Origin of the sequence: Salinisphaera sp. T5B8, from assembly GCF_040361255.1 — a bacterium.
Classification (GTDB): domain Bacteria; phylum Pseudomonadota; class Gammaproteobacteria; order Nevskiales; family Salinisphaeraceae; genus Salinisphaera.
In genome coordinates, this window is sequence record NZ_APNG01000016.1 from 1 (window position 1) to 22,230 (window position 22,230).

The 22,230-nt window shown below is 62.4% G+C and carries 25 protein-coding genes; 10 read left to right on the plus strand and 15 right to left on the minus strand.

The features are described 5' to 3' along the window. Window positions 1-731, minus strand: a 731-nt coding sequence (locus tag T5B8_RS14115) for a GGDEF domain-containing protein (RefSeq protein ID WP_353179747.1), incomplete at its 3' end; no start/stop codon positions are given. Window positions 732-961: 230 nt separating this feature from the next. Then, window positions 962-1,630: a YoaK family protein gene (locus T5B8_RS14120; protein ID WP_353179749.1), complete on the minus strand. Its 669-nt coding sequence runs from the start codon at window positions 1,628-1,630 to the stop codon at window positions 962-964. Between the two features lie 157 nt (window positions 1,631-1,787). On the opposite strand from T5B8_RS14120, the gene T5B8_RS14125 reads away from it, so the two are divergent. Then, window positions 1,788-2,606, plus strand: coding sequence for a DUF72 domain-containing protein (locus T5B8_RS14125; RefSeq protein WP_353179751.1), 819 nt, complete (start codon window positions 1,788-1,790; stop codon window positions 2,604-2,606). Window positions 2,607-2,941: 335 nt separating this feature from the next. Here T5B8_RS14125 and T5B8_RS14130 read toward each other — a convergent pair whose 3' ends face one another. From T5B8_RS14130 to T5B8_RS14140, 3 genes are all read right to left on the minus strand, one after another. Continuing rightward, window positions 2,942-4,663 carry a SulP family inorganic anion transporter gene (locus T5B8_RS14130; protein WP_353179753.1) on the minus strand — a complete coding sequence of 574 codons (1,722 nt, stop codon included), beginning with the start codon at window positions 4,661-4,663 and terminating at the stop codon, window positions 2,942-2,944. Between the two features lie 233 nt (window positions 4,664-4,896). Then, window positions 4,897-5,904 carry an NADP-dependent oxidoreductase gene (locus tag T5B8_RS14135; protein WP_353179754.1) on the minus strand — a complete coding sequence of 336 codons (1,008 nt, stop codon included), beginning with the start codon at window positions 5,902-5,904 and terminating at the stop codon, window positions 4,897-4,899. 124 nt (window positions 5,905-6,028) lie between these two features. Beyond that, window positions 6,029-6,814 carry a thioesterase family protein gene (locus T5B8_RS14140; protein WP_353179756.1) on the minus strand — a complete coding sequence of 262 codons (786 nt, stop codon included), beginning with the start codon at window positions 6,812-6,814 and terminating at the stop codon, window positions 6,029-6,031. Window positions 6,815-6,931: 117 nt separating this feature from the next. Here T5B8_RS14140 and T5B8_RS14145 point away from each other — a divergent pair, with 117 nt between their 5' ends. The 3 genes from T5B8_RS14145 to T5B8_RS14155 all read left to right on the plus strand — a co-directional run bounded on the left by T5B8_RS14145 (window position 6,932) and on the right by T5B8_RS14155 (window position 10,329). Further along, a complete protein-coding gene (locus T5B8_RS14145) occupies window positions 6,932-7,900 on the plus strand; it encodes a YihY/virulence factor BrkB family protein (RefSeq protein WP_353179758.1) in 969 nt (322 codons plus the stop codon). Window positions 7,901-8,031: 131 nt separating this feature from the next. Then, entirely contained in the window at window positions 8,032-9,219 is a 1,188-nt protein-coding gene (locus T5B8_RS14150) for an acyl-CoA dehydrogenase family protein (RefSeq protein ID WP_353179760.1), read from the plus strand. 12 nt (window positions 9,220-9,231) lie between these two features. Further along, the gene (locus T5B8_RS14155; protein WP_353179762.1) at window positions 9,232-10,329 is read left to right on the plus strand and encodes an acyl-CoA dehydrogenase family protein; all 1,098 of its coding nucleotides are present in this window, start codon (window positions 9,232-9,234) and stop codon (window positions 10,327-10,329) included. Between the two features lie 65 nt (window positions 10,330-10,394). Here T5B8_RS14155 and T5B8_RS14160 read toward each other — a convergent pair whose 3' ends face one another. From T5B8_RS14160 to T5B8_RS14185, 6 genes are all read right to left on the minus strand, one after another. Continuing rightward, entirely contained in the window at window positions 10,395-10,829 is a 435-nt protein-coding gene (locus T5B8_RS14160) for a hypothetical protein (protein WP_353179764.1), read from the minus strand. 79 nt (window positions 10,830-10,908) lie between these two features. Continuing rightward, window positions 10,909-11,571, minus strand: a complete 663-nt coding sequence (locus T5B8_RS14165; protein WP_353179765.1) for a DUF799 domain-containing protein — start codon at window positions 11,569-11,571, stop codon at window positions 10,909-10,911. Window position 11,572: 1 nt separating this feature from the next. Further along, window positions 11,573-11,953, minus strand: coding sequence for a DUF4810 domain-containing protein (locus tag T5B8_RS14170; RefSeq protein WP_353179767.1), 381 nt, complete (start codon window positions 11,951-11,953; stop codon window positions 11,573-11,575). Next, complete coding sequence (locus tag T5B8_RS14175) at window positions 11,950-12,642, minus strand: CsgG/HfaB family protein (RefSeq protein ID WP_353179768.1); 693 nt, start codon at window positions 12,640-12,642, stop codon at window positions 11,950-11,952. The genes T5B8_RS14170 and T5B8_RS14175 overlap by 4 nt, the downstream gene beginning before the upstream one ends. Before the next feature lie 234 nt (window positions 12,643-12,876). Beyond that, a complete protein-coding gene (gene rsgA / locus T5B8_RS14180; protein WP_353179770.1) occupies window positions 12,877-13,971 on the minus strand; it encodes a ribosome small subunit-dependent GTPase A in 1,095 nt (364 codons plus the stop codon). Window positions 13,972-14,001: 30 nt separating this feature from the next. Beyond that, complete coding sequence (locus tag T5B8_RS14185; RefSeq protein ID WP_353179772.1) at window positions 14,002-14,556, minus strand: DUF2058 family protein; 555 nt, start codon at window positions 14,554-14,556, stop codon at window positions 14,002-14,004. Window positions 14,557-14,725: 169 nt separating this feature from the next. On the opposite strand from T5B8_RS14185, the gene T5B8_RS14190 reads away from it, so the two are divergent. Continuing rightward, complete coding sequence (locus T5B8_RS14190) at window positions 14,726-15,484, plus strand: MBL fold metallo-hydrolase (protein WP_353179773.1); 759 nt, start codon at window positions 14,726-14,728, stop codon at window positions 15,482-15,484. Window positions 15,485-15,769: 285 nt separating this feature from the next. Here the strand turns inward: T5B8_RS14190 and T5B8_RS14195 are convergent, their stop codons facing one another. Further along, complete coding sequence (locus T5B8_RS14195) at window positions 15,770-17,212, minus strand: sensor domain-containing diguanylate cyclase (RefSeq protein WP_353179775.1); 1,443 nt, start codon at window positions 17,210-17,212, stop codon at window positions 15,770-15,772. Between the two features lie 179 nt (window positions 17,213-17,391). Between T5B8_RS14195 and T5B8_RS14200 the strand changes: the two genes are divergently transcribed. After that, window positions 17,392-17,796 carry a hypothetical protein gene (locus tag T5B8_RS14200; protein ID WP_353179777.1) on the plus strand — a complete coding sequence of 135 codons (405 nt, stop codon included), beginning with the start codon at window positions 17,392-17,394 and terminating at the stop codon, window positions 17,794-17,796. A gap of 250 nt (window positions 17,797-18,046) precedes the next feature. Then, window positions 18,047-18,478, plus strand: a complete 432-nt coding sequence (locus tag T5B8_RS14205; RefSeq protein ID WP_353179779.1) for a 3D domain-containing protein — start codon at window positions 18,047-18,049, stop codon at window positions 18,476-18,478. 27 nt (window positions 18,479-18,505) lie between these two features. Here T5B8_RS14205 and T5B8_RS14210 read toward each other — a convergent pair whose 3' ends face one another. Both T5B8_RS14210 and T5B8_RS14215 read right to left on the minus strand, forming a co-directional pair. Next, the gene (locus tag T5B8_RS14210) at window positions 18,506-19,267 is read right to left on the minus strand and encodes an ABC transporter permease (protein ID WP_353179781.1); all 762 of its coding nucleotides are present in this window, start codon (window positions 19,265-19,267) and stop codon (window positions 18,506-18,508) included. Next, on the minus strand, window positions 19,264-20,214 hold the full coding sequence (locus T5B8_RS14215; protein ID WP_353179783.1) for an ABC transporter ATP-binding protein: 951 nt from the start codon (window positions 20,212-20,214) through the stop codon (window positions 19,264-19,266). The genes T5B8_RS14210 and T5B8_RS14215 overlap by 4 nt, the downstream gene beginning before the upstream one ends. A 166-nt stretch (window positions 20,215-20,380) precedes the next feature. On the opposite strand from T5B8_RS14215, the gene T5B8_RS14220 reads away from it, so the two are divergent. From T5B8_RS14220 to T5B8_RS14230, 3 genes are all read left to right on the plus strand, one after another. After that, entirely contained in the window at window positions 20,381-20,752 is a 372-nt protein-coding gene (locus T5B8_RS14220; RefSeq protein WP_353179785.1) for a VOC family protein, read from the plus strand. Between the two features lie 42 nt (window positions 20,753-20,794). Continuing rightward, window positions 20,795-21,325, plus strand: coding sequence for a cytochrome b (locus tag T5B8_RS14225; protein WP_353179787.1), 531 nt, complete (start codon window positions 20,795-20,797; stop codon window positions 21,323-21,325). A 233-nt stretch (window positions 21,326-21,558) separates the two neighbouring features. Further along, a complete protein-coding gene (locus tag T5B8_RS14230) occupies window positions 21,559-21,738 on the plus strand; it encodes a CsbD family protein (RefSeq protein WP_353179789.1) in 180 nt (59 codons plus the stop codon). A gap of 86 nt (window positions 21,739-21,824) precedes the next feature. On the opposite strand, the gene T5B8_RS14235 is transcribed toward T5B8_RS14230, so the two are convergent. Further along, window positions 21,825-22,217 carry a hypothetical protein gene (locus T5B8_RS14235; RefSeq protein ID WP_353179791.1) on the minus strand — a complete coding sequence of 131 codons (393 nt, stop codon included), beginning with the start codon at window positions 22,215-22,217 and terminating at the stop codon, window positions 21,825-21,827. Window positions 22,218-22,230: the final 13 nt, after the last annotated feature.

Consider the following 22,230-nt stretch of genomic DNA (forward strand, 5'->3'; position numbering starts at 1 on the left):
TACGCCAGCGTTAGGATCGCGAATTTACAGAAAGGGTGTTGCTTATTCGCCTTGTCGGCCTGGTCGATCAGCGCGGCGATATGGCTGGCGCGCGGCGCCGACGCGGTCGCGATACCGATACTCAGGGTGACATGCAGTGTATCGCCCCCGATCGTGATCGGCATATGCTGGATATGCCGACGCAGGGCCTCGGCGATCTCCTGCGCGCGCTGGGGCGTGGTATCGCGTAGCAGACTGGCGAATTCTTCGCCGCCGAATCGACACAGCACGCCGTTTGCGTGCAGCGCGCGGTCAATCGCCTTGGCCACGCGGCACAGAATGATGTCGCCCACGCGATGGCCGTAGGTATCGTTGACCTGCTTGAAGTGATCGATATCGATGAACAAGAGCGCGACCGGCGTATCGGCGTTCAATTCGCGGTTGGCTACTTCGAACAGGACACGGCGATTGGGCAGGCCGGTCAGTTCGTCGGTGCGCGCCAGACGATAGAGCTCGTGTTCGGCAACATCGAGACGTTTGATCAGCGATAACAGCGTGAGCATCATCGCCGGCATGATCGCCGGCATGATCGTCAGCGAGCAGGCCAGCGCGATTACATAACCGATTGCCCCGTGTGGCAAGCCCGCCAGTTCCATGCTGATACCGGTGACCGCGAACGCCACCAGGGTGGTTACGAAGGTGACCACCGCCGTGGCGCGCCATACACCGACACGCCGGACAAAGGCACGCATGCTCCAGGCCGAACGTTTGTCAGGCCCGGTTGCGGCATCCTGGCCCGGCGACCAGGCGTGGGATGCGGGCCCGCGATTGGGATCGGCACGCAATTCAAACACGGTTGCAATGCGACATGGCAATACGCTTGGCATGTAGTGGGCGGTATCGGCGCTGCGCGGCGCGGACTTAGGAATAACCCATAGGTTTATCCAATTCAAGCGCGCATGGGCAGCATGTCGGCTTGGTGCTAACGCTGTGCCGAGGCGCCAACGCCCTCGTCGGCATTGATATAGCGATGCGCCGCAAGGCCGAGCGCGGCCGCGGCCAGCGCGGCGAACCAGAGCCCATCGAGGCCGATGAGGGTATAGACACGCGCGCCGATCAGCGTGCCCATGACCAGGCCCAGCCAGAGCATGAGATACCAGGCCCAGGCCAGGCGATCGCCCTGGCCGAGCAGGGCGGCTGTAATACGTTGGCCGAGTTTGACCAGCGTGCCGGTCATATAGGTCAAACCGATGGTGACCTCGCCGTTGCGCTCGAACACCGTGTTTTCAGCCCCCATGGCCAGCGCCATGCACATGATGGCAAGCGTGCCCATGCCCACGTCGTGGCATATTGCGGCGATGCCCAGTAGCAAGGCGACGACCGCCACCACCGCGCTCGGGCGCCGGTGGCGCGCCCGCTGGCCGATGAGCGTGCCCAGCATCACACCGGCGACGAACAGGCCGATCAAGGCCGCCGGCAGCGCCGCTTTCGACCAGGCACTTTCAAGCCCGACACCCAGGCGCGTGGAATTGCCGCTCATGAAAGAGACGAAGTAACCGCCCAGGGCGATAAAGCCCATGGCATCGACATAGCCGGACAAGGCCGTCAGGCCGGCGGCAATCACACGTTCGCGGCGACGATAGCTGATCACGTGAACACAACTCGACAGGTTCAGGGACACAAAGACAGGCGCGCTGATTGTGCGCGGTCTGGCGCGCCGCGAAGACGAGTACGCGCGGCCGGTTATCGTACGCACCGTCAGGCCGGTATGCGAGTATGGCCGGTCAGCGAACGCAACGGCGCAAGCCATGACGGACACAAACGAGGCAACGATTCGTACCGGCATCGGTGGCTGGACCTACAAACCGTGGCGGGGCAGCTTCTATCCGCCCGATTTGGCTCAGAAGGATGAGTTGGCCTATGCCGCGGGCCAGCTCGCGACTATCGAGATCAACGGCACCTATTACCGTACGCAGAAGCCGGCCACCTTCGAACGTTGGGCGCAGGCGGTACCGGATGGTTTTGTCTTTTCGCTCAAGGCGCCGCGCTATGTGGTCAACCGCAAGCGCCTCGATGAGGCCGGCGAGGGCATCGCGCGTTTCGTCAACTCCGGCATCGTAGCGCTGGGCGATCGGCTTGGCCCGATTCTGTGGCAGCTGCCGCCGGCCAAGCCATTCGCAGCAGACGAATTCGGCGCCTTCCTCGACGCCCTGCCGGATTCGGTCGACGGGATGGGTTTGCGCCATGCCGTGGAACTGCGGCATGACAGCTTCGCCTGTAGCGAGGCGATTGACCTGTGTCGCGCGGCCGGCGTGGCGATCGTCTATGCCGATAGCGACGACTACCCGGCGATCGCCGATACCACCGCGCCGGATTTTGTCTATGCGCGACTACAACGCGGCGACAATGACTGCGATACCGGCTATTCTCCGGCCGCGCTCGATGAGTGGGCTACGCGCTTGCGAAACTGGGCCGAGGGCCGCCAGCCCCAGGATTTGCCCTGTGTCGATACGCAGGCGAGTCCGAGTACGTCGAAACCCAAGGATGTATTCGCCTATTTCATACGCGAAGGCAAGGTGCGTGCCCCGCAGGCGGCCCTGGCCTTGCAACAGCGTATCGACGCGTAAAGGGTCGCGCTTGTTTCCCAGCTCATCGACGAACGCGCGCATGTACACGGTTCCGGAAGTCATTTATCCGCAGATTACACAGATCGAAGAATAAGAAACCGCGTTCGTTCGCTGTGATGTTGCGCACCGGCCGCGCTCTTTTCATCTGCGGAATCTGCGAAATCTGTGGTTGCTCTTGAAGAACGAAGCCGTCACACAGTCGAGGACCGAAATGCGAATACAGCGTGCTGCGTCTGCGGATTGTCTTCAGCGCAATCCGTCTTTGCCTTATTCGCGTGTCTTCGCGTTCATTCGCGGACAACCTACCGGCTTGAGGACAGCCCGTTACGTTGCCATCAGCGGCTGGGCGGCGTGTCTTGCACCAGCGTGCGCCAGGCGTCGTAGGTGCTCAAGAAGACGTTACCGTTGAGTCGCTTTAGAAATTCGGTGTGCTGGAGCCGGTCCATGACCGGGCCCTTGACCTCCGCCAGGTGCAGCCGCACGCCGTGGCGGGCGAGCTTGTCGCTGATCAGCTCCAGGCTCTCCAGGGCCGAATAATCGATGAAATTGACCGCCGGACACATCAGCACCAGATCGGTCAGCCCCGGTTGCTGGCGGCGGATCTCGTCGACCACCTGCTCGAAAAAACGGGCGTTGCCGAAATAAAGACTTTCGTCGATACGCAAAATCGTGACGTGGTCGGCGGTTTGGACACCGTGACGACGAACATTGCGAAAATGTTCCGAATTCGGCATCAGGCCGACGATGGCATAGTGCGGTTTCGACGTACGATAGATATAGATCACCAGCGACAACGCCACACCGATCATCAGCCCGCCGCTCACGCCTAGAATCAGCGTGACTGCAAAGGTCGCCAGCTGGGCGAAGCCGTCCTGCCGGCTATAACGCCAGGCGCGGATAAACGAGCCGGTGCCGATCAGGCTCTGCACGGCCACGATGATGATGCACGAGAGGGTGACCAGTGGCAGATAGGCCAGCAGCGGCATCAGAAACAACGCGCTGGCGGCCACGCCGACCGCGGTCAGCGCCCCGGCGGCGCGGGTGCGGGCTCCGGCTTCGTCGTTGACGACCGAGCGCGACAGACTGGCGCTTACCGGAAACGCGCCGGACAGGGCCGACACCATATTGGCGGCGCCGAGCCCGGCCAGTTCGCGATTGGGCGCGACCTGCTCGTTGCGTGGGCCGGCCAGGGTCTGGGCCATGGACACCGATTCGGCAAACGTCACGATGCTGATCAAAAGCGCGGGCAACCACAGATACTGCAGCGATGCGATCGGCGGCAACGGCAGGGCCAGCGCGGGCAGACCAGCTGTCACCTTGCCCACGGTGGCGATGCCGTGGCCGTCGAAATCGAATGCCGCACTCGCGGCGGTGCTCGCCAGCACGAGCAGAATCGGGCCGGTACGGCCGAGCAGGCCTGCGGTGGTTTCGCCTATGCCGAGCGCGCTCAACAAGCCGGCCAGATACCAGCGGGTCGCGATGAGCCAGGCCAGACAAGTGCCAGCGAGGAGCACAGTCAGCGGTTCGAACGCCGCGCGATGTTGCCAGAGGGCTTCGACGATTGCCCACAGGGTCTGGCCGCTGGCCGGCACGCCGAGCAGGCGGCCGAACTGACTGGCCGCGATCAACACGCCCGAGGCCGCGATAAACCCGTAAATCACCGGCCGGCTGAGGAAGTTGATCAGAAAGCCCAGGCGCAGCGTGCCCATGGCTATGAGCATGACGCCGGAAAGCAGGGCGAGGGTAATGGCCGCGCTGGTGCTATCGATATCGGTATGGGCCGCCACCTGGGCCGCCGCCGCTGCGGTCATGATCGAAACCACCGCGAACGGGCCCACGGCCAGCGCACGGCTGCGTCCGAAGATGGCATAGGCCACCAAGGGCAGCATGCTGGCATACAGCCCGGTTTCGGGTGGCATGCCGGCGAGCAACGCATAAGCCAGCGCCTGAGGGATGAGCAGGGTGGTGACCACGAGCGCGGCGAGCAGATCCGCGACGAGCGCATCGCGCGGGTAGCCGCCGGGCTTCAGGCCCGCCCATAGCCGATCAAACTGCAACCGGCGCGCTCTCATGCGCGGCTGGCGGGGATCGATCGTTCGCCGCGGTGGGCGGGTCTGCGATTCATGGGCTCAAGGTCGCGCGTAGTCGATAGCACGGACTATAGAGCTTGGCGCGCTCGTGTACGAGCCACGGCCCCGAGGCGCTGTTTCCGACAGGCGCAGAACGACGCGCTCGACGCCTGGGCGTTCGCCTCGCGCGCTATGGCGGCGAGGCGAATGCCGGCGCATGGTCAGACCTTGAGCACCAGTTTGCCGAAGTTGCTGCCTTCGAAGAGCTTGAGCAGCGTATCCGGGAAGTTTTCGAAGCCTTCCACGATATCCTCGCGATGCTGGATCTTGCCTTCGGACAGCCAGCCGGCCAGGGCCTTGGCGGCCTCGCCGTAGCGATCGGCATAGTCGAACACCACGAAGCCTTCCATACGGGCGCGGTTGACCAGCAGCGACATGTAGTTCTTGGGCGCATACATGCCGTCGGTGGCGTTGTACTGCGAGATCGCACCACAGATCACGATGCGTCCCGTAAGGGCCAGATTGGCCAGGGCGTAGTCCAGTATCTCGCCACCGACGTTGTCGAAGAACACATTAATGCCGTCGGGGCAGTGTTGCTTCATTGCCTTGTAGACGTTTTCGTTCTTGTAGTCGATGGCTGCATCGAAGCCGAGGTCTTCGCTGACATAGCGGCATTTCTCAGCGCCGCCAGCGATGCCGACCACACGGGCGCCCTTGAGTTTGGCAATCTGGCCGACCAGCGCGCCGACCGCGCCGGAAGCCGCCGACACCACCACGGTTTCGCCTTCGGCGACACCGCCGACATCCAGCAAACCGAAGTAGGCGGTCATGCCCGGCATGCCCAATACGCCGAGATAGGCCGGCAGCTCGGCCAGGCGGGTGTCGACCTTGCGCGCATCGCGCCCGGCGACCACGGCATGGGTCTGCACACCGAAGTTGCCGGTCACCTTGTCGCCCTCGGCAAAGTCGGCGTGGTTGGACTTGAGCACGGTCCCGGCGGTGCCGGCGCGCATCACTTCGCCGATTTCCACGGGCTTGATATAGGACTTGCCGGCGTTCATCCAGCCGCGCATGGCCGGGTCCAGCGAAATATATTCGACAGCGACGAGGATCTCGTCGTTGCCGGGCTCGCCGATGGCCTCGCTGACCAGGTCCCAGTCACTCTGCTTGGGCAGGCCCTGCGGACGTTCGGCAAGACGAAATTGACGATTCTGATCGGTCGCACTCATGAAATAACGCGCTCTTGGCTAAACAAGTGCCCTGCACCTTAGAAGCTCGCAGGCCCGTGGGCAAGGGAAATCGAACGTACGTTCGATGGGCTCGGGCGTCGAGCCACGCCGCCGTCGCGACCTGCTAGCGTTTGCGAATCAGCAGATTCTGGTGTGCGTGGCCGATCACGCCGCTGGTGTCGTAAAGCGTGGCGCTGCTCAAACCGATGCCGCTGGGCTGGGCGATGGTTTGCGCGTCCACGCCGACCCATTCGCCTGCCGGCATGCGGTGTAGATAGACCGTCAGATCGGTGTTGGTAAACAGGTAGCGGTCGAAGGGCAGTACCCAGCTCAGGCCGTTGCCGAAATCGGCGGCCGCGGCCGCGCGCATGGCGCCGGTGGTCGCGATACCGTCGATCGCCGGAACGCGCAGTCGTAGCCAGGCCGCTGCCGGCCCGGCTTCACGGGTACTGCCACGGGCCAGGCGGATTTCCATGCCCTGCTCATGAAAGAAGGCACCGCGTGGCATGCCGGCTATATCGAAACCGTCGTCGCAATCGGCGGGCGCCGGTTCCAGCGTCTTGTCTGGCTGTGGCGGTACGGCCACGGGTTGTTCGCACAGCATGACGGCAATTGCGCGGGCAACCGGCGCGCCGTCGTGTTCCATTTGCAGGGTTATCCGGCGCGCGCTGCGCCCGCGACTGGCCTCGGCTTTTACGCGCAGTGCTGCCAACGGCACCGGGCGGGTGAGTTCGATCGTCAGGCGAGCGAGCGTGAATTCGGCGCCCGCGGTCTGTTCGGCCACATGCGCCAGCAGGGCAGCCGGCGCGCCGCCATGCAGAGCGTTTTCGTCCCAGGGGCCGCGGGCGAGTCGGGTCGGCAGAAAATAGTCGCCGTCGCGTTCGAAAATGCTTTGTGTCGTGTCGTTCACTGTCGCAACCCTGGGTCGATATTCAACAACGCCTGCGGCGGTTATGCTGCCACGATTCATACGCGTTACGGTGTTCGCTTTCGTTGGGGCAGCGGGCGCCCGATAACGGATTCGCCTATGTCCGATTCACATCGACATCGTTCGCAGACCGGGCCCCGTAATGCCCGTGGGCCGGTGCAGATCGGTTGGCGCGGCTGGTGGGCGATCGTGCGAAGGGTCAGTCGTGAATTCAACCGCCACGATATGACCATTACGGCCGCAGGCGTGTCCTTTCTTGCCCTGTTCGCGGTGTTTTCGGCCTTGGCGGCCTTTGTTGCCCTCTACGGGTTGATCGCCGACCCGCGTGCGATGGTCCAGGACATGCGCGCGCTACAGGGCTTCGTGCCGGCGGATGTGGTGTTGTCGCTGGTTGACCAGATGCGTTCGGTATCCAGCCGTTCGTTACCCAAGCTCGTGGCTGCGGGTGTATTCAGTCTTGTGGTCGCGGTGTGGTGTGCCCAGCAGGGCGTGGCGGCGCTGCTGCTCGCGCTGAATACGGCCTACCACGAGGATAGCAAGCGTGGTACCTGGTGGCGGCTGCTGAAGTCGTTGCTGGTGGCGATCGCGGTGATCATCGGTCTGACGATTACTGCCGTGCTGGCGATCGGCCTGCCCGTGGCCGCTTCACGCCTGGGCTGGAGTCTGTGGCAGGTTGAAGCGGTGCGCGCCGCGGGCATGGCGGTCGGCGGGTTGATTCTGTTGTTCGGTCTGGCGGCACTCTATCGCTGGGCGCCGGATCGACGCCCGCCACGCTGGCGCTGGGTCGGCGCGGGTGCAGCGGTCGTGGTTACGTTCTGGACCGTGGGTTCGCTGCTGTTTTCCTGGTTCATGGCGTATTCGAACTCGTATACCGCGTTGTACGGCTCACTTAGCGCGGTGGTGATTCTGCTGACGCTGATTTACGTAACCGTGGTCACGGTGCTTGTCGGCGCCGAGTTCAATGCCCAGATGGAATACGAAGTTGCAGAGGATACGACCGTTCACGCGCCGCGCCCGGCGGGCGAGCGGGGCGCGCATGTGGCGGATCACTCGGCCCGGTCACGGTAACGTGGCCTACCGTGTGAACGGTTGACCGACTGGTGTTGTCGCCAGATACTTCGCATTCCCGAAATCTCGTTTCACAAAAGAACCTCCGGTCCATGAACAGATCGCAGGTTCCCAGAATAAACAGGTGGCGCATGCGCGATATGGAGGCATTCAGGGCCGAGGTTCGGTCCTGGCTGGAAGAAAACTGTCCGGAGGAAATGCGCCAGCCGCTGGCCTCCGACAAGGATCACGTCTGGGGTGGGCGCCAGTGGGAATTCGCGTCCGACGCCCAGCGGGTCTGGTTCGAGCGTATGGTGGCCAAGGGCTGGACTGCGCCGGCCTGGCCGGTCGAATATGGCGGCGGCGGCATGAGCCCGGCCGAACACGAAATCTTCAAGGCTGAGATGAAGCGCATCAACGCGCGTAGCCCGGTCAGCAATTTCGGCTTCTGGATGCTCGGCCCGGCGCTTCTGAAGTTCGGTTCCGAAGAACAAAAACGCGAGCACCTGCCGGCGATCGCACGGGGCGAAATTCGCTGGTGCCAGGGCTATTCCGAGCCCAACGCCGGTTCCGATCTGGCCAGCCTGAAGACCTCGGCGGAAATCGACGGCGATGCGTTCGTGGTCAACGGCCGCAAGATCTGGACCTCCTATGCCGACCGGGCCGACAAGATGTTCTGTCTGGTGCGTACCGATCCGAACGCCAAGAAGCAGGCCGGTATTTCCTTCATCCTGCTGGATATGCAGACCCCGGGCGTATCGACCCGGCCGATTCAGCTGATTTCCGGCGAGTCGCCGTTCTGCGAAACCTTTTTCGACGATGTGCGCGTACCGCGTGCCAATCTCGTGGGCGAGCTCAACCAGGGCTGGACGATCGCCAAGTATCTGCTTACCCACGAGCGTGACAATATCGGCGGCGAACCGCCGGGCCTGCTCAAGGGCCGCGATCTGGCCAAGATGGCGCTCGAAGCCGTGGGCGCGGATGAACAGGGCCGGCTCGACGATCCGATGCTGCGTGCGGATATCGCGCGCCTGGAGATCGATGCCATGGCATTTCGTGCCCTGGTGGAACACACCCGCGCCAAGGCAGAAGCCGGCGAAGGCGTGGGCGCGCGTTCGGCGATGCTCAAGTATTACGGCACCGAGCTGAACAAGCGTCGCTACAACCTGATGATGGACGCCATGGGCGGCCAGGGCCTGGAATGGGACAGCCAGCGCACCCAAGGCGGGCGTTATGCACGCGAGTGGTTGCGTTCGAAAGGCAACTCCATTGAAGGCGGCACCTCGGAGATCATGCTGGGCATCATCTCCTCGGCCGTGCTCGAACTCCCCAAAGGTTAGCGAGGCAGTCCCATGATTCTGAACGAAGAACAACAGATGCTCGCGGATCTGGCCGAGCGTCTTTTTGCCGACAAGGCGAGTGTGGATACGTTGCGCGCCATTCGTGCGGGCAGCCACGGTAGTGATTACGATCGCGAGCTCTGGCAGGCGATGGTGGAGTCCGGGCTGACCGGTATTCTCGTGCCCGAGGACCACGGAGGCATGGATTTCGGCCTGGTCAGCGCGGGGCTGGTCGCACGGGAAGTCGGCCGCCGGCTCGCGCTCACGCCGTTTCTGTCGACGGCCGTGCTGGGCGCGCTGGCGATCAGCCGTGCCGGCAACGAAGCACAGAAAAGCCGCTGGCTTGGCGGGATCGCCTCCGGTGAATGCATCATGGCGCTGGCGGTCGACGAGCATGCCAAGCATCGGCCCGAGCGCGTATCCACCCAGGCTACGGCCTCGGACGATGGCTATACGATTACCGGCTACAAGACGCTCGTGCTCGATGCCGCGAATGCCGATGTGCTCATCGCCAGCGCCATGCTGGACGATAAGCCGCGCCTGTTCGCCATCGAGGCCGCGGATGCCGGCGTGGATATCGAGCCGGTGGTGTCGCTGGATACCCGCAGCATGGCGGATGTTCGCCTGGACGGCGCAAGCGGTCAGTTGCTCGATGGCGACGAGACGGTACTGGATACCGTGCTCGATGCCGGTCGTGCCATGCTGGCCATGGAACTGGTCGGCCTGGCCCGGGCGGTGTTCGAACGCACCTTGTCGTATCTGCGCGAACGCAAACAGTTCGGCCAGCCGATCGGTGCGTTTCAGGCGCTCCAGCACCGGGCTGCACATCTGTCGGTGGAAATCGAGATCAGCGAAGCGATGGCGTTTCAGGCGCTCGCAGCGTTCGATACACAGGCCCCGGATGCCGGCAAGCAGGTTCTCGCGGCCAAGGCCCGTGCGGCCGAAACCGCGCGTCTGGCCAGTGCCGAAGGTGTGCAGATGCACGGCGGCATGGGCATGACCGACGAGTTCGATATCGGTTTCTTCATGAAACGCGCGCGTGCTGCCAGCGAGCTGCTTGGCGATGCCAATTTCTGTACCGAGCGTTTCGCCCGCGCCAGCGGTTATTGAGCCCGCATAGGCAGAGGAAAACGAATCCGCCGGCATGAAACCGGCGGATTCGTATCGCCGACTCGCTATTGGCCGGGCTTTTTGGGTTGAATACCCGTGCCCTTGACCCGTTCCATAGTGCCGTCGGGAAAGACCAGAATCGTCTCGCCGCCGGAAGCGGCGGGGCCGATGGTGCCGCCCTTGGCCAGCGCCTGCATGCCGGCCTCGAACTGTTCGCGGGTAATGCCGTCGGCGGAACTGTTCTTGTCTGCGTTTTCGATCGTGGCCGAGGTATCGAAGGAATCGTAGAGATTGCCGATTTCGTAATCCGCCTGCGCTTCTTCGCGGCTGAGTAACCCGTCGTCATTACGATCGAGCTGGTGGAACTTGTCGGCGATACGGATATCGCCGGTCCCGTCGGCACGGGCGGATTCGACGGACGACGTTGACTGCGCGAAGCTGCTAGCAGCCACACTGGCGAGTATGGCAATCGACAGGGCAGTGGTGATTTTCGAGCGCATACGATTCACACGGGTTCGGGCCTGAACTGAATTTATCGCGTCGCTCGTCGTTGCGCCAGACGCGCGCGCCGACCCGGGTTTACTGGCGACGCGGGTCGGTGACGTGGTCGGGGTTGTAAGGCCCCAGCGGCAGCCCCTCGCTACGATCGCCCACCATATTGAAATTCGCCATTCGTGCGACTTCGCGCGTACGCCCGGCGCTGGTATCCACGATCTGTTCGACCAGGGCGACGATCACCGCACCCAGCAGACCGCCCTGATTGTTGTTCGAGCCTTCGACCGCCCGCGCCGAGCCATCCCAGAGCAGGGTGCCGGTATCGGCATCGATCAGCCGTGCCGATACATCGACGGTCGTATCCGACGAGAGCACGTGATACTTCTGGCCCCAATCTTCGATGGTGGTATAGAGCACGGCATCCGGGCCGATGATCCGGTCGATCTTGTCCAGCGGTACCGACTGCATCTCGGCCGGCTCCGAGATCCCGTTTTCCTTCATGAAGGCATCCACCACGGCCACCGGATAGACGTAATAGCCGGCTTCTGCCAACGGGCGGGTCACGGTCGACAGGTAGACATAGGGCGCCTCCACGTCAACGGAATTGTTGACCGGTGGCAACACCAGAATCGAACGCGGCGGATCGGCACGATAGGCGCTGTAGTCGTAGCCGGGTGAGGTCGCACAGCCGGTTGCCAGCAGCGCGCCCGCGAGCGCCGTACAAAAAGGGAGATAGCGTCGAATCATGTCAGCTCCCGGTCTCGATGCGTTCGATGAACGTCGTCATGAATGCGCTGGACTCGGGATAGAGGCGGCGTTCGATCGCGAACTGGTCGACGGCGGCGGCCTCGTTGCCCTGCATGTACTGCATGTAGCCCAGCTGGGCATGGACGCCCGGCGGCACGCGCTTGCCCTCGGCTTCGCTGCGTTGGATATCCGCCTGTAGTTTCTGTACCTGCAGGCCGGGTTCAGCCGCGCCCGGCTGGGTATACATCGTATAGATCAGCTGTTCGTATTCGCCCCAGCGATAGAGCGGCTCGGGCTGGGTCACGCAGCCGGACAGCACCAGCGTGGCCAGCACGGCGGCCGCTGCGCTGGTGTAACCACGGTATGGTCGTGCGCCGCTCATGAGCCACGCACCGGCGACCAGGCGCCATTTTCCATGGCCTGGGTGAGCTTGTTCACGGCCTCGGTGATGGCGAGATTGAGCACCTTGCCGTTGAGCGTGGCGTCGTAGCCGGCCGTGCCGCCAAAGCCGGCGACCTGACGATTGCTGAGTTCGTATTCGCCCGCGCCCTGAACCGAATAGATGATTTCCGAAGTCGAGACATCGACCACGTTGAGTGCGACCTTGGCATAGGCGAGTTGGGTCTTGCCGGCGCCGAGAATGCCGAACAGTTGCATGTCGCCGGTGGTACGCCGGCCGAACTCGGTGACATCGCCGGCAATTGCGACCTGGGCGCCCTTGAGTGTTTGCTGCTGGCCACGAATGCGGGCTTCTTCGGCGATCTGCCTCATGTTGTCGCGATCGACCACGGCAAAGCGGTTGGTCTGTTGCAGATGCGTCTTGAGAATGGTCTTGGCCTGGCTGCCGAGACGATCGGTGCCATCGCTGAACAGGCCCTGACGGTAGGTCGAGCGATTCTGAAAATTGCCGACCACGAGCACATAGCGCGGCCCGTTATAGGCCGTGCCGTAGCTGGCGACCGTTTCCGGCTGCACGCTCCGATGCGATTCCGTGGCACAGCCGGCCAGTAGCAACAAACCGATGACGAGCGCGACCAATACGCGCGCCGACGCTGTATGACGATTCAACATCTCGATGATCCCCTAGTACGACAACGAGGCGGTTTTCTGGTGCTCGTGTCGTGTGCCCCGAATACTGGTTGCACTATAAACGGTCGGCCGGCCTGTAAGGCAAGCGCGTTTTCCTCGCCGAAGCCGATAAGCACAAAGCCATTGGCGGACAAGGCTGGCCAAAGACCCTGCCGACACGCCTACTGTGTAAACGGCGTACCAGGCGCCGGATAACGCGCGTTACCGTAGCGTGGCTCAGCGTGGGCGCTTGCGCCGCTTGGCCGTGCGCGATGGTTTCTTGGGGCCGCTGTTTCGTGTATTCCGGCTGGCGAGTTGCGCCGCGGCCTGGCCGATTTCGCTACCCAGCTTGCGATAGTTTTCGAAGCGGGCAGCATCGAGTTCGCCTGTCTCGATCGCGGCCCGGATCGCGCAACCCGGTTCGCCGATATGCCGGCAATCGCGAAACCGGCATTCCAGGGCGAGCGCCTCGATATCGGCAAAGCCGTCTTCGCGCAGGTCTTCCTCGCCGGTGGGCTTGAGTTCCCGCATGCCGGGGGTGTCGATCAGGCAGGCATCGCCGGCAAGCGCGATCAGGCACCGGTGGGTGGTGGTATGGCGTCCACGCGCATCGCTCGTGCGTACCGCGCCGGTTTTCATGACCTGTTCGCCGGTTAGGGTATTGGTGAGCGTGGACTTGCCGACCCCGGAACTGCCGACCAGCACCGCGGTAATGCCCGGCGCGAGCCAGCGCTTGAGCACGTCCACGCTCGCGGGGTCGCGTGCGTTGAGCGTACACACCGCAACGCCCAGGGCGGCGAGGGCGTTGGTCGCGCGCGCGATGACGCCCGGGTCGTGATCTTCGGCAATATCGGCCTTGGTGAGTACCACCACCGGCTGTGCGCCGCCGCCCACCAGTAACAAATAGCGTTCGATACGGCGGATATTGAAGTCGCCATCCAGACTGGAGACGATGAATACGATATCGATATTCGCGGCGATGATCTGTTGGCCGTAGTGCTTGCCGGCGCTGCTGCGTTTGATCGCGCTACGCCGTGGCAGCAGGGCGAGCGCCCGGGCCAGACTTTCCTCGCCGCCGGTTACCAGCAGCCAGTCGCCCACGGCGGGGCGTTGTTCGGCGTGTAGGCGCGGGCGCTGCCAGTCCGGCAGCGATTCCACCGGGTAGCTGCGCTCGATATCTTCGGCCACGAGGTAGCCGCTGCGATGCTGTTCGACCACGCGGGCCGGGCGGGCCAGCGAATATTCGCTCTGCAGCGCGGCCCACGGCCCGTCGGCTGCTCGCGTCGTTGCATAGGGCCAGCCGATCTGGCGCAGCGCGGCGATATCAGGCATCGCCGCCGTCGCCCATGCCGTAACGCACGGCTACCACATCAGATCGTCGGGCACCTGGTAGTCGGCATAGGGATCATCCGGGTCCGGCGTGTCGTCGGCCGGCGTCGCCAGCCAGATCCGATTGGGGATGAGCGGCTCAAGGCGTTTGGCGACCTCGGCGCTCACCAGCGACGTCTTGCCCTGATAACGCACGATGGCCATACGTCCCGCCGCCAGGGCCTTGCGCTGGCTGTCGCTGACCATCAGCCGCTTGATCTTGCCGTTGACGTTGTAGTTGTAGGCCACGGCTTGCTCGTTGTCGCCTTCGGCGGCCACGCGATTGCGCTCGATGATCTGCACCGCTTTCTGCTGGCGTTCCTGGGCTTCGCGCTGGGCCTTGCGCTGTTCGTTCAGGCGCCGGTCGTAGTCGCGTTTGCCGGCCTCTTTGGCGGCGACTTCGCGTGCCACCTGATCCTGTTCCTGTGCTTTTTTCGGATCGCGGCGCGCGGCCTGGGCCTGGCGGGTCTTGTCACGGCGAGCCTTCTTGGCCTGCTTGGGTTTGGCAAGACCGGCTTGCAGCAATTGTTCCTGCAGGGATTTCGACATCGGGTGTCTCGATACGAGCGTTCGTGGCTTGGGCCATTCTAGCGAAGGCGGGCACCCACGCGCAGCCATCGGTCATGGCGCCGTGATTGCCGCTGGCATGAAAAGTTGCTGAGACGGCTCGGTTTGGCGCTACGCTGGGGGCCTGCGCATCTGCAGGGAGAAATCGCTGATGAAATTTTTCACATCCATGCTTTCGATCGGATTACTGGTTTTCGCGGCCAATAGCGCAACGGCCGCGCCGCAGGGCGAGACGGCGACGCAAACCGCCCAGGGCCCCGTTACGCTCTATCCGATTCAACACGCGAGCTTCGTGCTCGAATGGAACGGCCAGACGATCTATGTCGATCCGACCCAGGGCGCGGGCGCCTATGCGGGGCTGGGCACGGCGGATATCGTGTTGCTCACCCATGCGCACGGCGACCACCTGGATCGGGCCACGCTCGGCGGGCTGGATCTGCGCCGCGCGCTGGTGGTCATGCCGCAGTCGGTGGCCGATGAAATCGGCGACGACTACGGCTATGCACAGACGATCATGGACAACGGCGAGACGGTGCACACGGATGCCGGCGTGGGTATTCATGCCATGCCCATGTACAACCTGCCGCCCAGCGAGGACGCCTATCATCCGAAGGGATGGGGCAACGGCTATGTGCTCACACTGGCCGACAAACGCATCTATATTTCCGGCGATACCGAGGGCATCGACGAAATGCGTGCGCTCGAGGATATCGATGTCGCCTTCGTGTGTATGAATCTGCCCTATACGATGGATGTCGAACAGGCTGCCGATGCCGTGGCCGATTTTGCGCCAGCGGTGGTCTATCCCTATCACTATCGCGGTCAGGACACCGCCATATTTCGCGACCGGCTGGCCGAAGCTGATGTCGCCACCGAAGTCAGGCTGCGCGACTGGTATGCGCGCGATTAACCCCGCGTCCAACAGCCGGCTTGATCAGCTGTTTTCAACGCACGCGAAAAATGAACGCGGGCTTGATTGTGGACGAAACGCAGTTGGCTGTGCTCAAGCAAACCGGTTGTCCGCAAATGAACGCGAAGACACGCGAATACGGCGAAAGACAGATTCCTTAAAGGCCAGGTGGTTTGCTGTTTACGCCGCATGCTCGACTGTTCACCTAGTCAAGCACCGCCTTGTATTCGCGTTTATTGGCGTGCATTCGCGGACCGTTTTTTCGTTTTTATGCCGGGTTGATAATCAGGCTTTGGCGACCTGATCACGGCCGTCGCGCTTGGCGCTGTACATGGCCAGATCGGCCCGTGCAACCAGCGACCGCAGTTCCTCGGTGGGCTGGTATTCGGCCGCACCCACGCTAATGGTGCAGTCGATGATCTGTTCGCTGGCGCGAATCGGGTGACTGGCCACGGCAGCACGAATGGCATCGGCCACGCGGATGGCGTTGGGCAGGGTGCAGTCGCTGAGCAGTATCAGGAACTCGTCGCCGCCCCAGCGACACAGGGTGTCATTGTCGCGCAGATGCGAGCGGAAGATATCGGTCAGCGTGTAGAGCACGAGATCGCCCGCGGCATGCCCGTACTGGTCGTTGATCTGCTTGAAATGATCGATATCGATCGCCAGCAGCGACAACGGCGCATTGTTGCGTATTGCATGATTACGCACCTGATTGAAGATGGCCTCGAACAGGCGCCGGGTCGTGCAGCCGGTGAGCGTGTCGGTGCCGGCCATCTGCTCCAGCCCCTGCTGGTAGTTGCGTACCGCATACCAGCCCAGCGCGACCACGAGTGCGGCAATGGCCAGGGCGACGGCAATGTTGATGAGCAGTGCACCCAGCACCCGGGCCTCGGTCGAGGACTGGGCCTGCTGCACGATCAGATACCAGTTGAACTCCGGAATCAGGCGACTGTTGACATAAACACGCCGGCCGTCGTCGTTTTCATAGCTCACCGATGCGCTCGGGTTGGCCAGGATCGTGGTGGCGATATGCTGCATGCCGGGTCGGTCACGCAGGGTGTCCGGGCCTACGAAATGGGGCCCGCGCAGGGTGACGCGCCCCTGGCGGTCGGTCAGGTAGATTTCGCGGTCGTAGCGGGTCTGGTAATTGGCAATGAGTCGGGCCACGGAGTCGACCGATAGCCCGATACCGGTCACGCCGATCAGGCGGTCCCGATAGTTGGTCACGCGATAATTGACGAAAATGGTCAGGCGACTCAGATCCGCCGTGTCGGTGTCGACATTGATTTCGTAGGGCGCATTGAGCTTGCGTGCACGAAAATACCAGGCGTCCTGCGGGTCGTCGCGGGATACCTGTTTGAGCACACCGTCGGCGTGGTAGTAGTTGCGTGTCTTTTCGGAGACATAGAACGCCGTGGTGGTGTCGTATTTCTGCTGGATCTCCTTGAGATAGCGGACGATCTTCTCGGGCTCGTCCTCGCCGTCGATAGTCCAGTCGCGCAGCAATGTATCGTGCGCCATCAGCGATGAAATGAGCACCGAACGCAACAGATCCTGCTCGATTTCCGAGTAGATGTTGTCGCTGGTTAGCGGCAGTGTCTCATCGGCAATATGGCCGCTGACCGAATCCTCGGCCAGGAAATAGCTGATCACACTGGTGGCAATAAAACCGAGCACAAGTACGCCCGCCAGCGCGATCGCCGAATAGAGTTTCTTTCGACCCAACATTGATTCGTTCCGAAGTCGGTCGGATGGCCGCAGGTAGCCGCTGGCGGCGACTGCCGTATTGCCCCGTAGGTTCCCCCTGGGCAAGCTTAATCGCTTGGGCCGGCCTTGGGGAGCATAGCCGGCTGGTAGACATTCAGCCGTGGCGTTCTAATCTCATGAATAACCGATGGATTGGTCAGATGAAGCAAATGAAAGGTTCGGGCGCCGCGTTCGTTTCGAAGCCCGGCATTCTCGTGGCGGTGATCTGCGTCGTGCTTGTGCTTGCCGGCTGTTCCGGCGCGCCCGACGCAGACGATGTGGCGCCCTTGCTCGAGAACCAGCTAAGGCAACAACTCGATAGTGCCGAATCGACGATGCGCGCGCTCGGCGGCGAATCGGGCGTGGATCTCATGCGCGCCATGGGCGCGCCCGATCCCGCGGACATTCATGTCGAAAATGTCGAAATTCTCGAGTCTCGTGCGCTCGAGCACGACGACTATGCGCTGGATGTGCGCTACGACATCGTCACGGCCGACGCGCGTCGGGTTCAAACAACCACGGTGCGGGTCAACGAGGGCGACAACGGTTGGCGTTTGCTGCCCTGAGCGCCGATCAGGAAAGCTCGGCGTCGCGATCCGAGAGTGCGCGACCAGCCACGAATCAGCCTCCACGCGGGTGGCCGCGACACGCCGTTGGCAACCCGCAAAAATACCGTGCAGACCGAGAGATAGCGCCGTTCTGATTGCAAGCGATTGCAGGTAACATCTCAACAGATTCGGCTATCTTGATGAGAACATGGTATTAATTTTGCTTCGACATGTTCTTCGAATATGAGTGACCGGCAAGGAGGCGACCGTGCCAGACGATCATCGGCCATACCCGCGCCGCTTCGCGCTCGTGGGGATCGCGCTCGCGATCGGGGTGCTCGGCTGCTCGAGCAGCCAAGCCGATAGCGACGCCGGCTGGCAGACGCTCGAAGTGACGGCGACTTCGTTCACCCTCGCCGAGGAAGAAACCAAGCAGGGCAATATCGGCCTTACCGCCTTCGGCGATCAGCTCGAGCCGGGCGACAAGGCGATCGCCGTATCGCGCGACCTCATCCGGTTGGGACTCACACACGGTACCAAGGTGCGCGTCGAGGGCCTGCCGGGCACCTATACCGTGCAGGACAAGATGCACCGCCGCTGGCGCAACAAGATCGACATCCTGTTCAAGAAACGCAAGCGTGCGCTCGAATGGGGGCGCAAGAACATCGAGATCCAGTATCAGGTCGCCGATGCGGGCTGACGCGAGGCCGCGCCGCGCGCGGCGTTTCTACGATTTCAGGCGATAGCCGGTTTTGAATATCCAGGCGACGAGCACGAGACAGGCGGCCAGAAACATCCCGATCATGCCCAGACTGACGAAGATGTTGACGTCGGCCACATCGTAGAAGCTCCAGCGAAACCCCGAAACGAGATAGACCACGGGATTGAGCAGGGTGATCTTCTGCCAGATCGCCGGCAGCATGTCGATGGAATAGAACGTGCCGCCCAGAAACGTCAGCGGCGTGACGATTAGCAGCGGCACGATCTGGAGTTTTTCGAAATTGTCGGCCCAGATGCCGATGATGAAGCCGAACAGGCTGAACGTGATCGCGGTCAGGGCCAGAAACAGCAGCATCATGAAGGGGTGCGCGATGCTGATGTCCACGAAGAAGAACGACGTGCCCAGAATGATCAGCCCCAGTGCGGCCGACTTGGTGGCCGCCGCCCCGACATAGCTGATCACGATTTCCACATAAGACACGGGTGCCGAAAGCAGCTCGTAGACGGTGCCGATGAACTTGGGGAAATAGATCGCGAACGAGGCATTGGAAATGCTTTGTGTCATCAGCGAGAGCATGATCAGCCCCGGCACGATGAACGCGCCGTAGCTCACGCCCTGGATTTCGTTGATGCGCGAGCCGATGGCGGAACCGAACACGACGAAATACAGCGACGTCGAGATCACCGGCGAGACCACGCTCTGAAACAGCGTGCGCCAGGTGCGCGCCATTTCGAACTTGTAGATCGAGGCGATGGCGTGGAGGTTCATGCGTCGTTCCTTGTGTCCGGGGGCGTCGGAGCTTTCACCAGATCCACGAAGATTTCTTCCAGCGAACTTTGCTTGGTGTCGACATCGCGCAGGCGCAGGCCTGCGTGGTCCAGATCGCGAAACAGCGCGTTGATGCCGGTGCGCTTGTCGTTGGCGTTGTAGGTATAGACCAGTGCATGGCCGTCGTCGCTACGCTCCAGCCGATGCGCATTCAGGGCGTGCGGGATCTGCGTGATCGGTGTCTCGAGTTGCAAGGTCAGCCGTTTTTCGCCGAGCTTGGTCATCAACTCGTGGGTCTGTTCGACGAGCACGATTTCGCCAGCGTTGATGACGCCGATGCGATCGGCCATCTGTTCGGCTTCTTCGAGATAATGGGTGGTCAGGATGATGGTCACGCCATGCGCGCGCAGCGACCGCACGACGTCCCACATGCTGCGTCGCAGTTCCACGTCCACCCCGGCCGTGGGTTCGTCGAGAAACAGAATTCGCGGTTCGTGCGACAGCGCCTTGGCGATCATCACCCGGCGCTTCATGCCGCCTGAGAGCGTCATGAGCATGTCGTTGCGCTTGTCCCAGAGCGACAGGTCCTTGAGTACCTTTTCGATATGCGCGGGGTTTTTGGGCTTGCCGAACAGCCCGCGGGAAAAACTCACGGTCGCCCAGACGGTTTCGAAGGCATCGGTGGTGAGTTCCTGGGGAACCAGCCCGATCAGCGAGCGTGCGGCGCGATAGTCGCGGATGATGTCGTGGCCGCCGGCCTCGACCGTACCGCTGCTGGGATTGACGATGCCACAGATGACATTGATCAGCGTCGTCTTGCCGGCACCGTTGGGCCCGAGCAGGGCGAAGATATCGCCGTCGGGAATATCCAGGTCGATGCCCTTGAGTGCGTGAAAGCCCGACTCGTAGCGCTTTTCCAGGTTGCGAATCGATATGATCGGAGCCAACGTTTCGTCCTTGTCGTGGGCGGCGTATACGAACCAGCGTCGATGCGCCGCGCCCGGGCCAAGCGCGTAGGTTACGGCGCTTTGCGCACAAGGCAAATGAAAAGCCCCTGCATCCGTTCGCCGCGCGACTGGTGTAGGCTCGATACAGTCTTTCAAGGAGTGACGAATGATTGGCTATGTGACCCTCGGCGTACGCGACATGACCCGTGCCAAAGCGTTCTATACGGACCTGCTCGCGGATCTAAACGCGCGCGTGCTACTGGATATGGGGCGTATCTGCTTCATCGGCCAGAAGGTGAGCGAGCCCATGCTGGCCGTGTGCATCCCCTACGACGAACAGCCGCAACATCCGGGCAACGGCACGATGGTCGCCATTCCACCCGGTTCCAAGGCGGCGGTCGATACGATCTACCACAAGGCCATCGAGCTCGGTGCGCAGTGTGATGGTGAGCCGGGCCAGCGTATCCCCGACCAATTCTATGGCGCCTACGTGCGCGATCCCGATGGCAACAAACTCGCCTTCTATCATTTCGGCTGAACGCAGGCGCATACCGTGCGCGATCGGTAACGGTGGCCGCACATGAGCGGCGCATCACCGATGGCCACGTTTCATCCGCTGCTCAAGGCGTTTCATTGGCTCGTGGCGGTGCTGGTGTTCGCAATATGGCCGCTGGGCAAGGTGATTTCGTTTGTGCGCGACGATGCCAAGACCGGCTTCTATCTCTGGCACGAGTCGCTGGGTTTTCTCGTGCTCTGGCTCATGCTCGCGCGCCTGTGCGTTCGTTTTCTCACCGAAACACCGGCCCGCGAACCCATGCCGCTCATGCAGGCGTGGGTGGCCGATGGCGTGCAATGGGCGCTGTATCTGGTACTCATCGCCATGCCGATCAGCGGCTTTCTGGCCACCAATGCCCACGGTTTCGCGCTGCAATGGTTCGGTGTGCTGCCGGTCTGGAGCCCGATCGATAAATCGCCGGCGATCGCGCCGGTGCTATCGGCTGTGCACTACTGGCTGAGCTGGGTGCTGCTGGCGCTGGTGACGCTGCACATCGCCGGGGCGCTGTTTCATCGTGTCGTACGCCGCGATCACACGCTCGATCGGATGCTCTAAAAGCAGCGTTTGTGCGGCGTTGCCGGCTACGTAATAGCCCGGATACTGCACCTTGCAAAATCGGCCCAAAGTAACTGAACACACATGCAATCCCGCGTGTGTCTGAGCGGCAGGTGTGCCGCCGTATGCAGTCGCCCTCCGCTATGCCCTTGGGCCGCGGCGTGGCCGCTGTATCCGAGAATCCAACCGTTCGGCACGCACGAGCGCGCGCCGACGTTTTACGGAGTACTCCCATGGTCGATGATGATCGCAAGAAAGGTACGGCCGACCGCGTCAAGGGCGCCGTCAAGGAAGGCGTGGGCAAGGTGACCGGCGACGAAGAAAAAGAAGCCGAAGGCAAGGCCCAACGCAAGACTGGCAAGGTCCAGGACAAGGTCGGCAAGGCCAAGGACAAGGTTCGCGACAAACTCTAGGACTAGCCTGTCTCCGGCCGCGGCCCAAGGCCGCGAAACCGTAGACTCAAAGCGCGCCGGGTTCTGCCTGGCGCGTTTTTTTTGCGCTAGTTGTCGCTCGACTCGAAGGCCCTGCGACGTTGTTCGATCTTGTCGCTCAAGGGCCGCGATTCGGATTCGAACTGGCTACGGCGGGTATCGAGCAGGCTGTCGCGTACGCGGCCACTGTTGGTGACGCCACTGGAATAGCTGCTGCTGCCAGCGGATATGCCGAGGTTGGTACGCCTGTCGCTGCTGTCGATCACCGACATATTGCCCGAGCGCGATGTGTCGTCATCGTTGATCGCACGTTCACTGCCGGTAATAGCACGCTCGCTGCCGGTAATCGCGCGATTGCTGCCGCTGATGGCGCGCTCGCTGCCGGTAATCGTGCGCTGGGCAAACGCATTGCCGGTTACGCCGAGCAAGACACAGGTAACGGCGAGAATACGAAGGGTCATGGCGATCTCCCGG

What these genes read in the sequence shown, in the direction of transcription:
- T5B8_RS14170 (WP_353179767.1), bottom strand. Translation starts at nt 11,953, where the DNA reads ATGAGCGGCGCACGACCATACCGTGGTTACACCAGCGCAGCGGCCGCC.
- T5B8_RS14200 (WP_353179777.1), top strand. Translation starts at nt 17,392, where the DNA reads ATGAAGCAAATGAAAGGTTCGGGCGCCGCGTTCGTTTCGAAGCCCGGC.
- T5B8_RS14190 (WP_353179773.1), top strand. Translation starts at nt 14,726, where the DNA reads ATGAAATTTTTCACATCCATGCTTTCGATCGGATTACTGGTTTTCGCG.
- T5B8_RS14175 (WP_353179768.1), bottom strand. Translation starts at nt 12,642, where the DNA reads ATGTTGAATCGTCATACAGCGTCGGCGCGCGTATTGGTCGCGCTCGTC.
- rsgA (WP_353179770.1), bottom strand. Translation starts at nt 13,971, where the DNA reads ATGCCTGATATCGCCGCGCTGCGCCAGATCGGCTGGCCCTATGCAACG.
- T5B8_RS14150 (WP_353179760.1), top strand. Translation starts at nt 8,032, where the DNA reads ATGCGCGATATGGAGGCATTCAGGGCCGAGGTTCGGTCCTGGCTGGAA.
- T5B8_RS14235 (WP_353179791.1), bottom strand. Translation starts at nt 22,217, where the DNA reads ATGACCCTTCGTATTCTCGCCGTTACCTGTGTCTTGCTCGGCGTAACC.
- T5B8_RS14185 (WP_353179772.1), bottom strand. Translation starts at nt 14,556, where the DNA reads ATGTCGAAATCCCTGCAGGAACAATTGCTGCAAGCCGGTCTTGCCAAA.
- T5B8_RS14195 (WP_353179775.1), bottom strand. Translation starts at nt 17,212, where the DNA reads ATGTTGGGTCGAAAGAAACTCTATTCGGCGATCGCGCTGGCGGGCGTA.
- T5B8_RS14125 (WP_353179751.1), top strand. Translation starts at nt 1,788, where the DNA reads ATGACGGACACAAACGAGGCAACGATTCGTACCGGCATCGGTGGCTGG.
- T5B8_RS14230 (WP_353179789.1), top strand. Translation starts at nt 21,559, where the DNA reads ATGGTCGATGATGATCGCAAGAAAGGTACGGCCGACCGCGTCAAGGGC.
- T5B8_RS14135 (WP_353179754.1), bottom strand. Translation starts at nt 5,904, where the DNA reads ATGAGTGCGACCGATCAGAATCGTCAATTTCGTCTTGCCGAACGTCCG.
- T5B8_RS14160 (WP_353179764.1), bottom strand. Translation starts at nt 10,829, where the DNA reads ATGCGCTCGAAAATCACCACTGCCCTGTCGATTGCCATACTCGCCAGT.
- T5B8_RS14145 (WP_353179758.1), top strand. Translation starts at nt 6,932, where the DNA reads ATGTCCGATTCACATCGACATCGTTCGCAGACCGGGCCCCGTAATGCC.
- T5B8_RS14165 (WP_353179765.1), bottom strand. Translation starts at nt 11,571, where the DNA reads ATGATTCGACGCTATCTCCCTTTTTGTACGGCGCTCGCGGGCGCGCTG.
- T5B8_RS14210 (WP_353179781.1), bottom strand. Translation starts at nt 19,267, where the DNA reads ATGAACCTCCACGCCATCGCCTCGATCTACAAGTTCGAAATGGCGCGC.
- T5B8_RS14155 (WP_353179762.1), top strand. Translation starts at nt 9,232, where the DNA reads ATGATTCTGAACGAAGAACAACAGATGCTCGCGGATCTGGCCGAGCGT.
- T5B8_RS14225 (WP_353179787.1), top strand. Translation starts at nt 20,795, where the DNA reads ATGAGCGGCGCATCACCGATGGCCACGTTTCATCCGCTGCTCAAGGCG.
- T5B8_RS14220 (WP_353179785.1), top strand. Translation starts at nt 20,381, where the DNA reads ATGATTGGCTATGTGACCCTCGGCGTACGCGACATGACCCGTGCCAAA.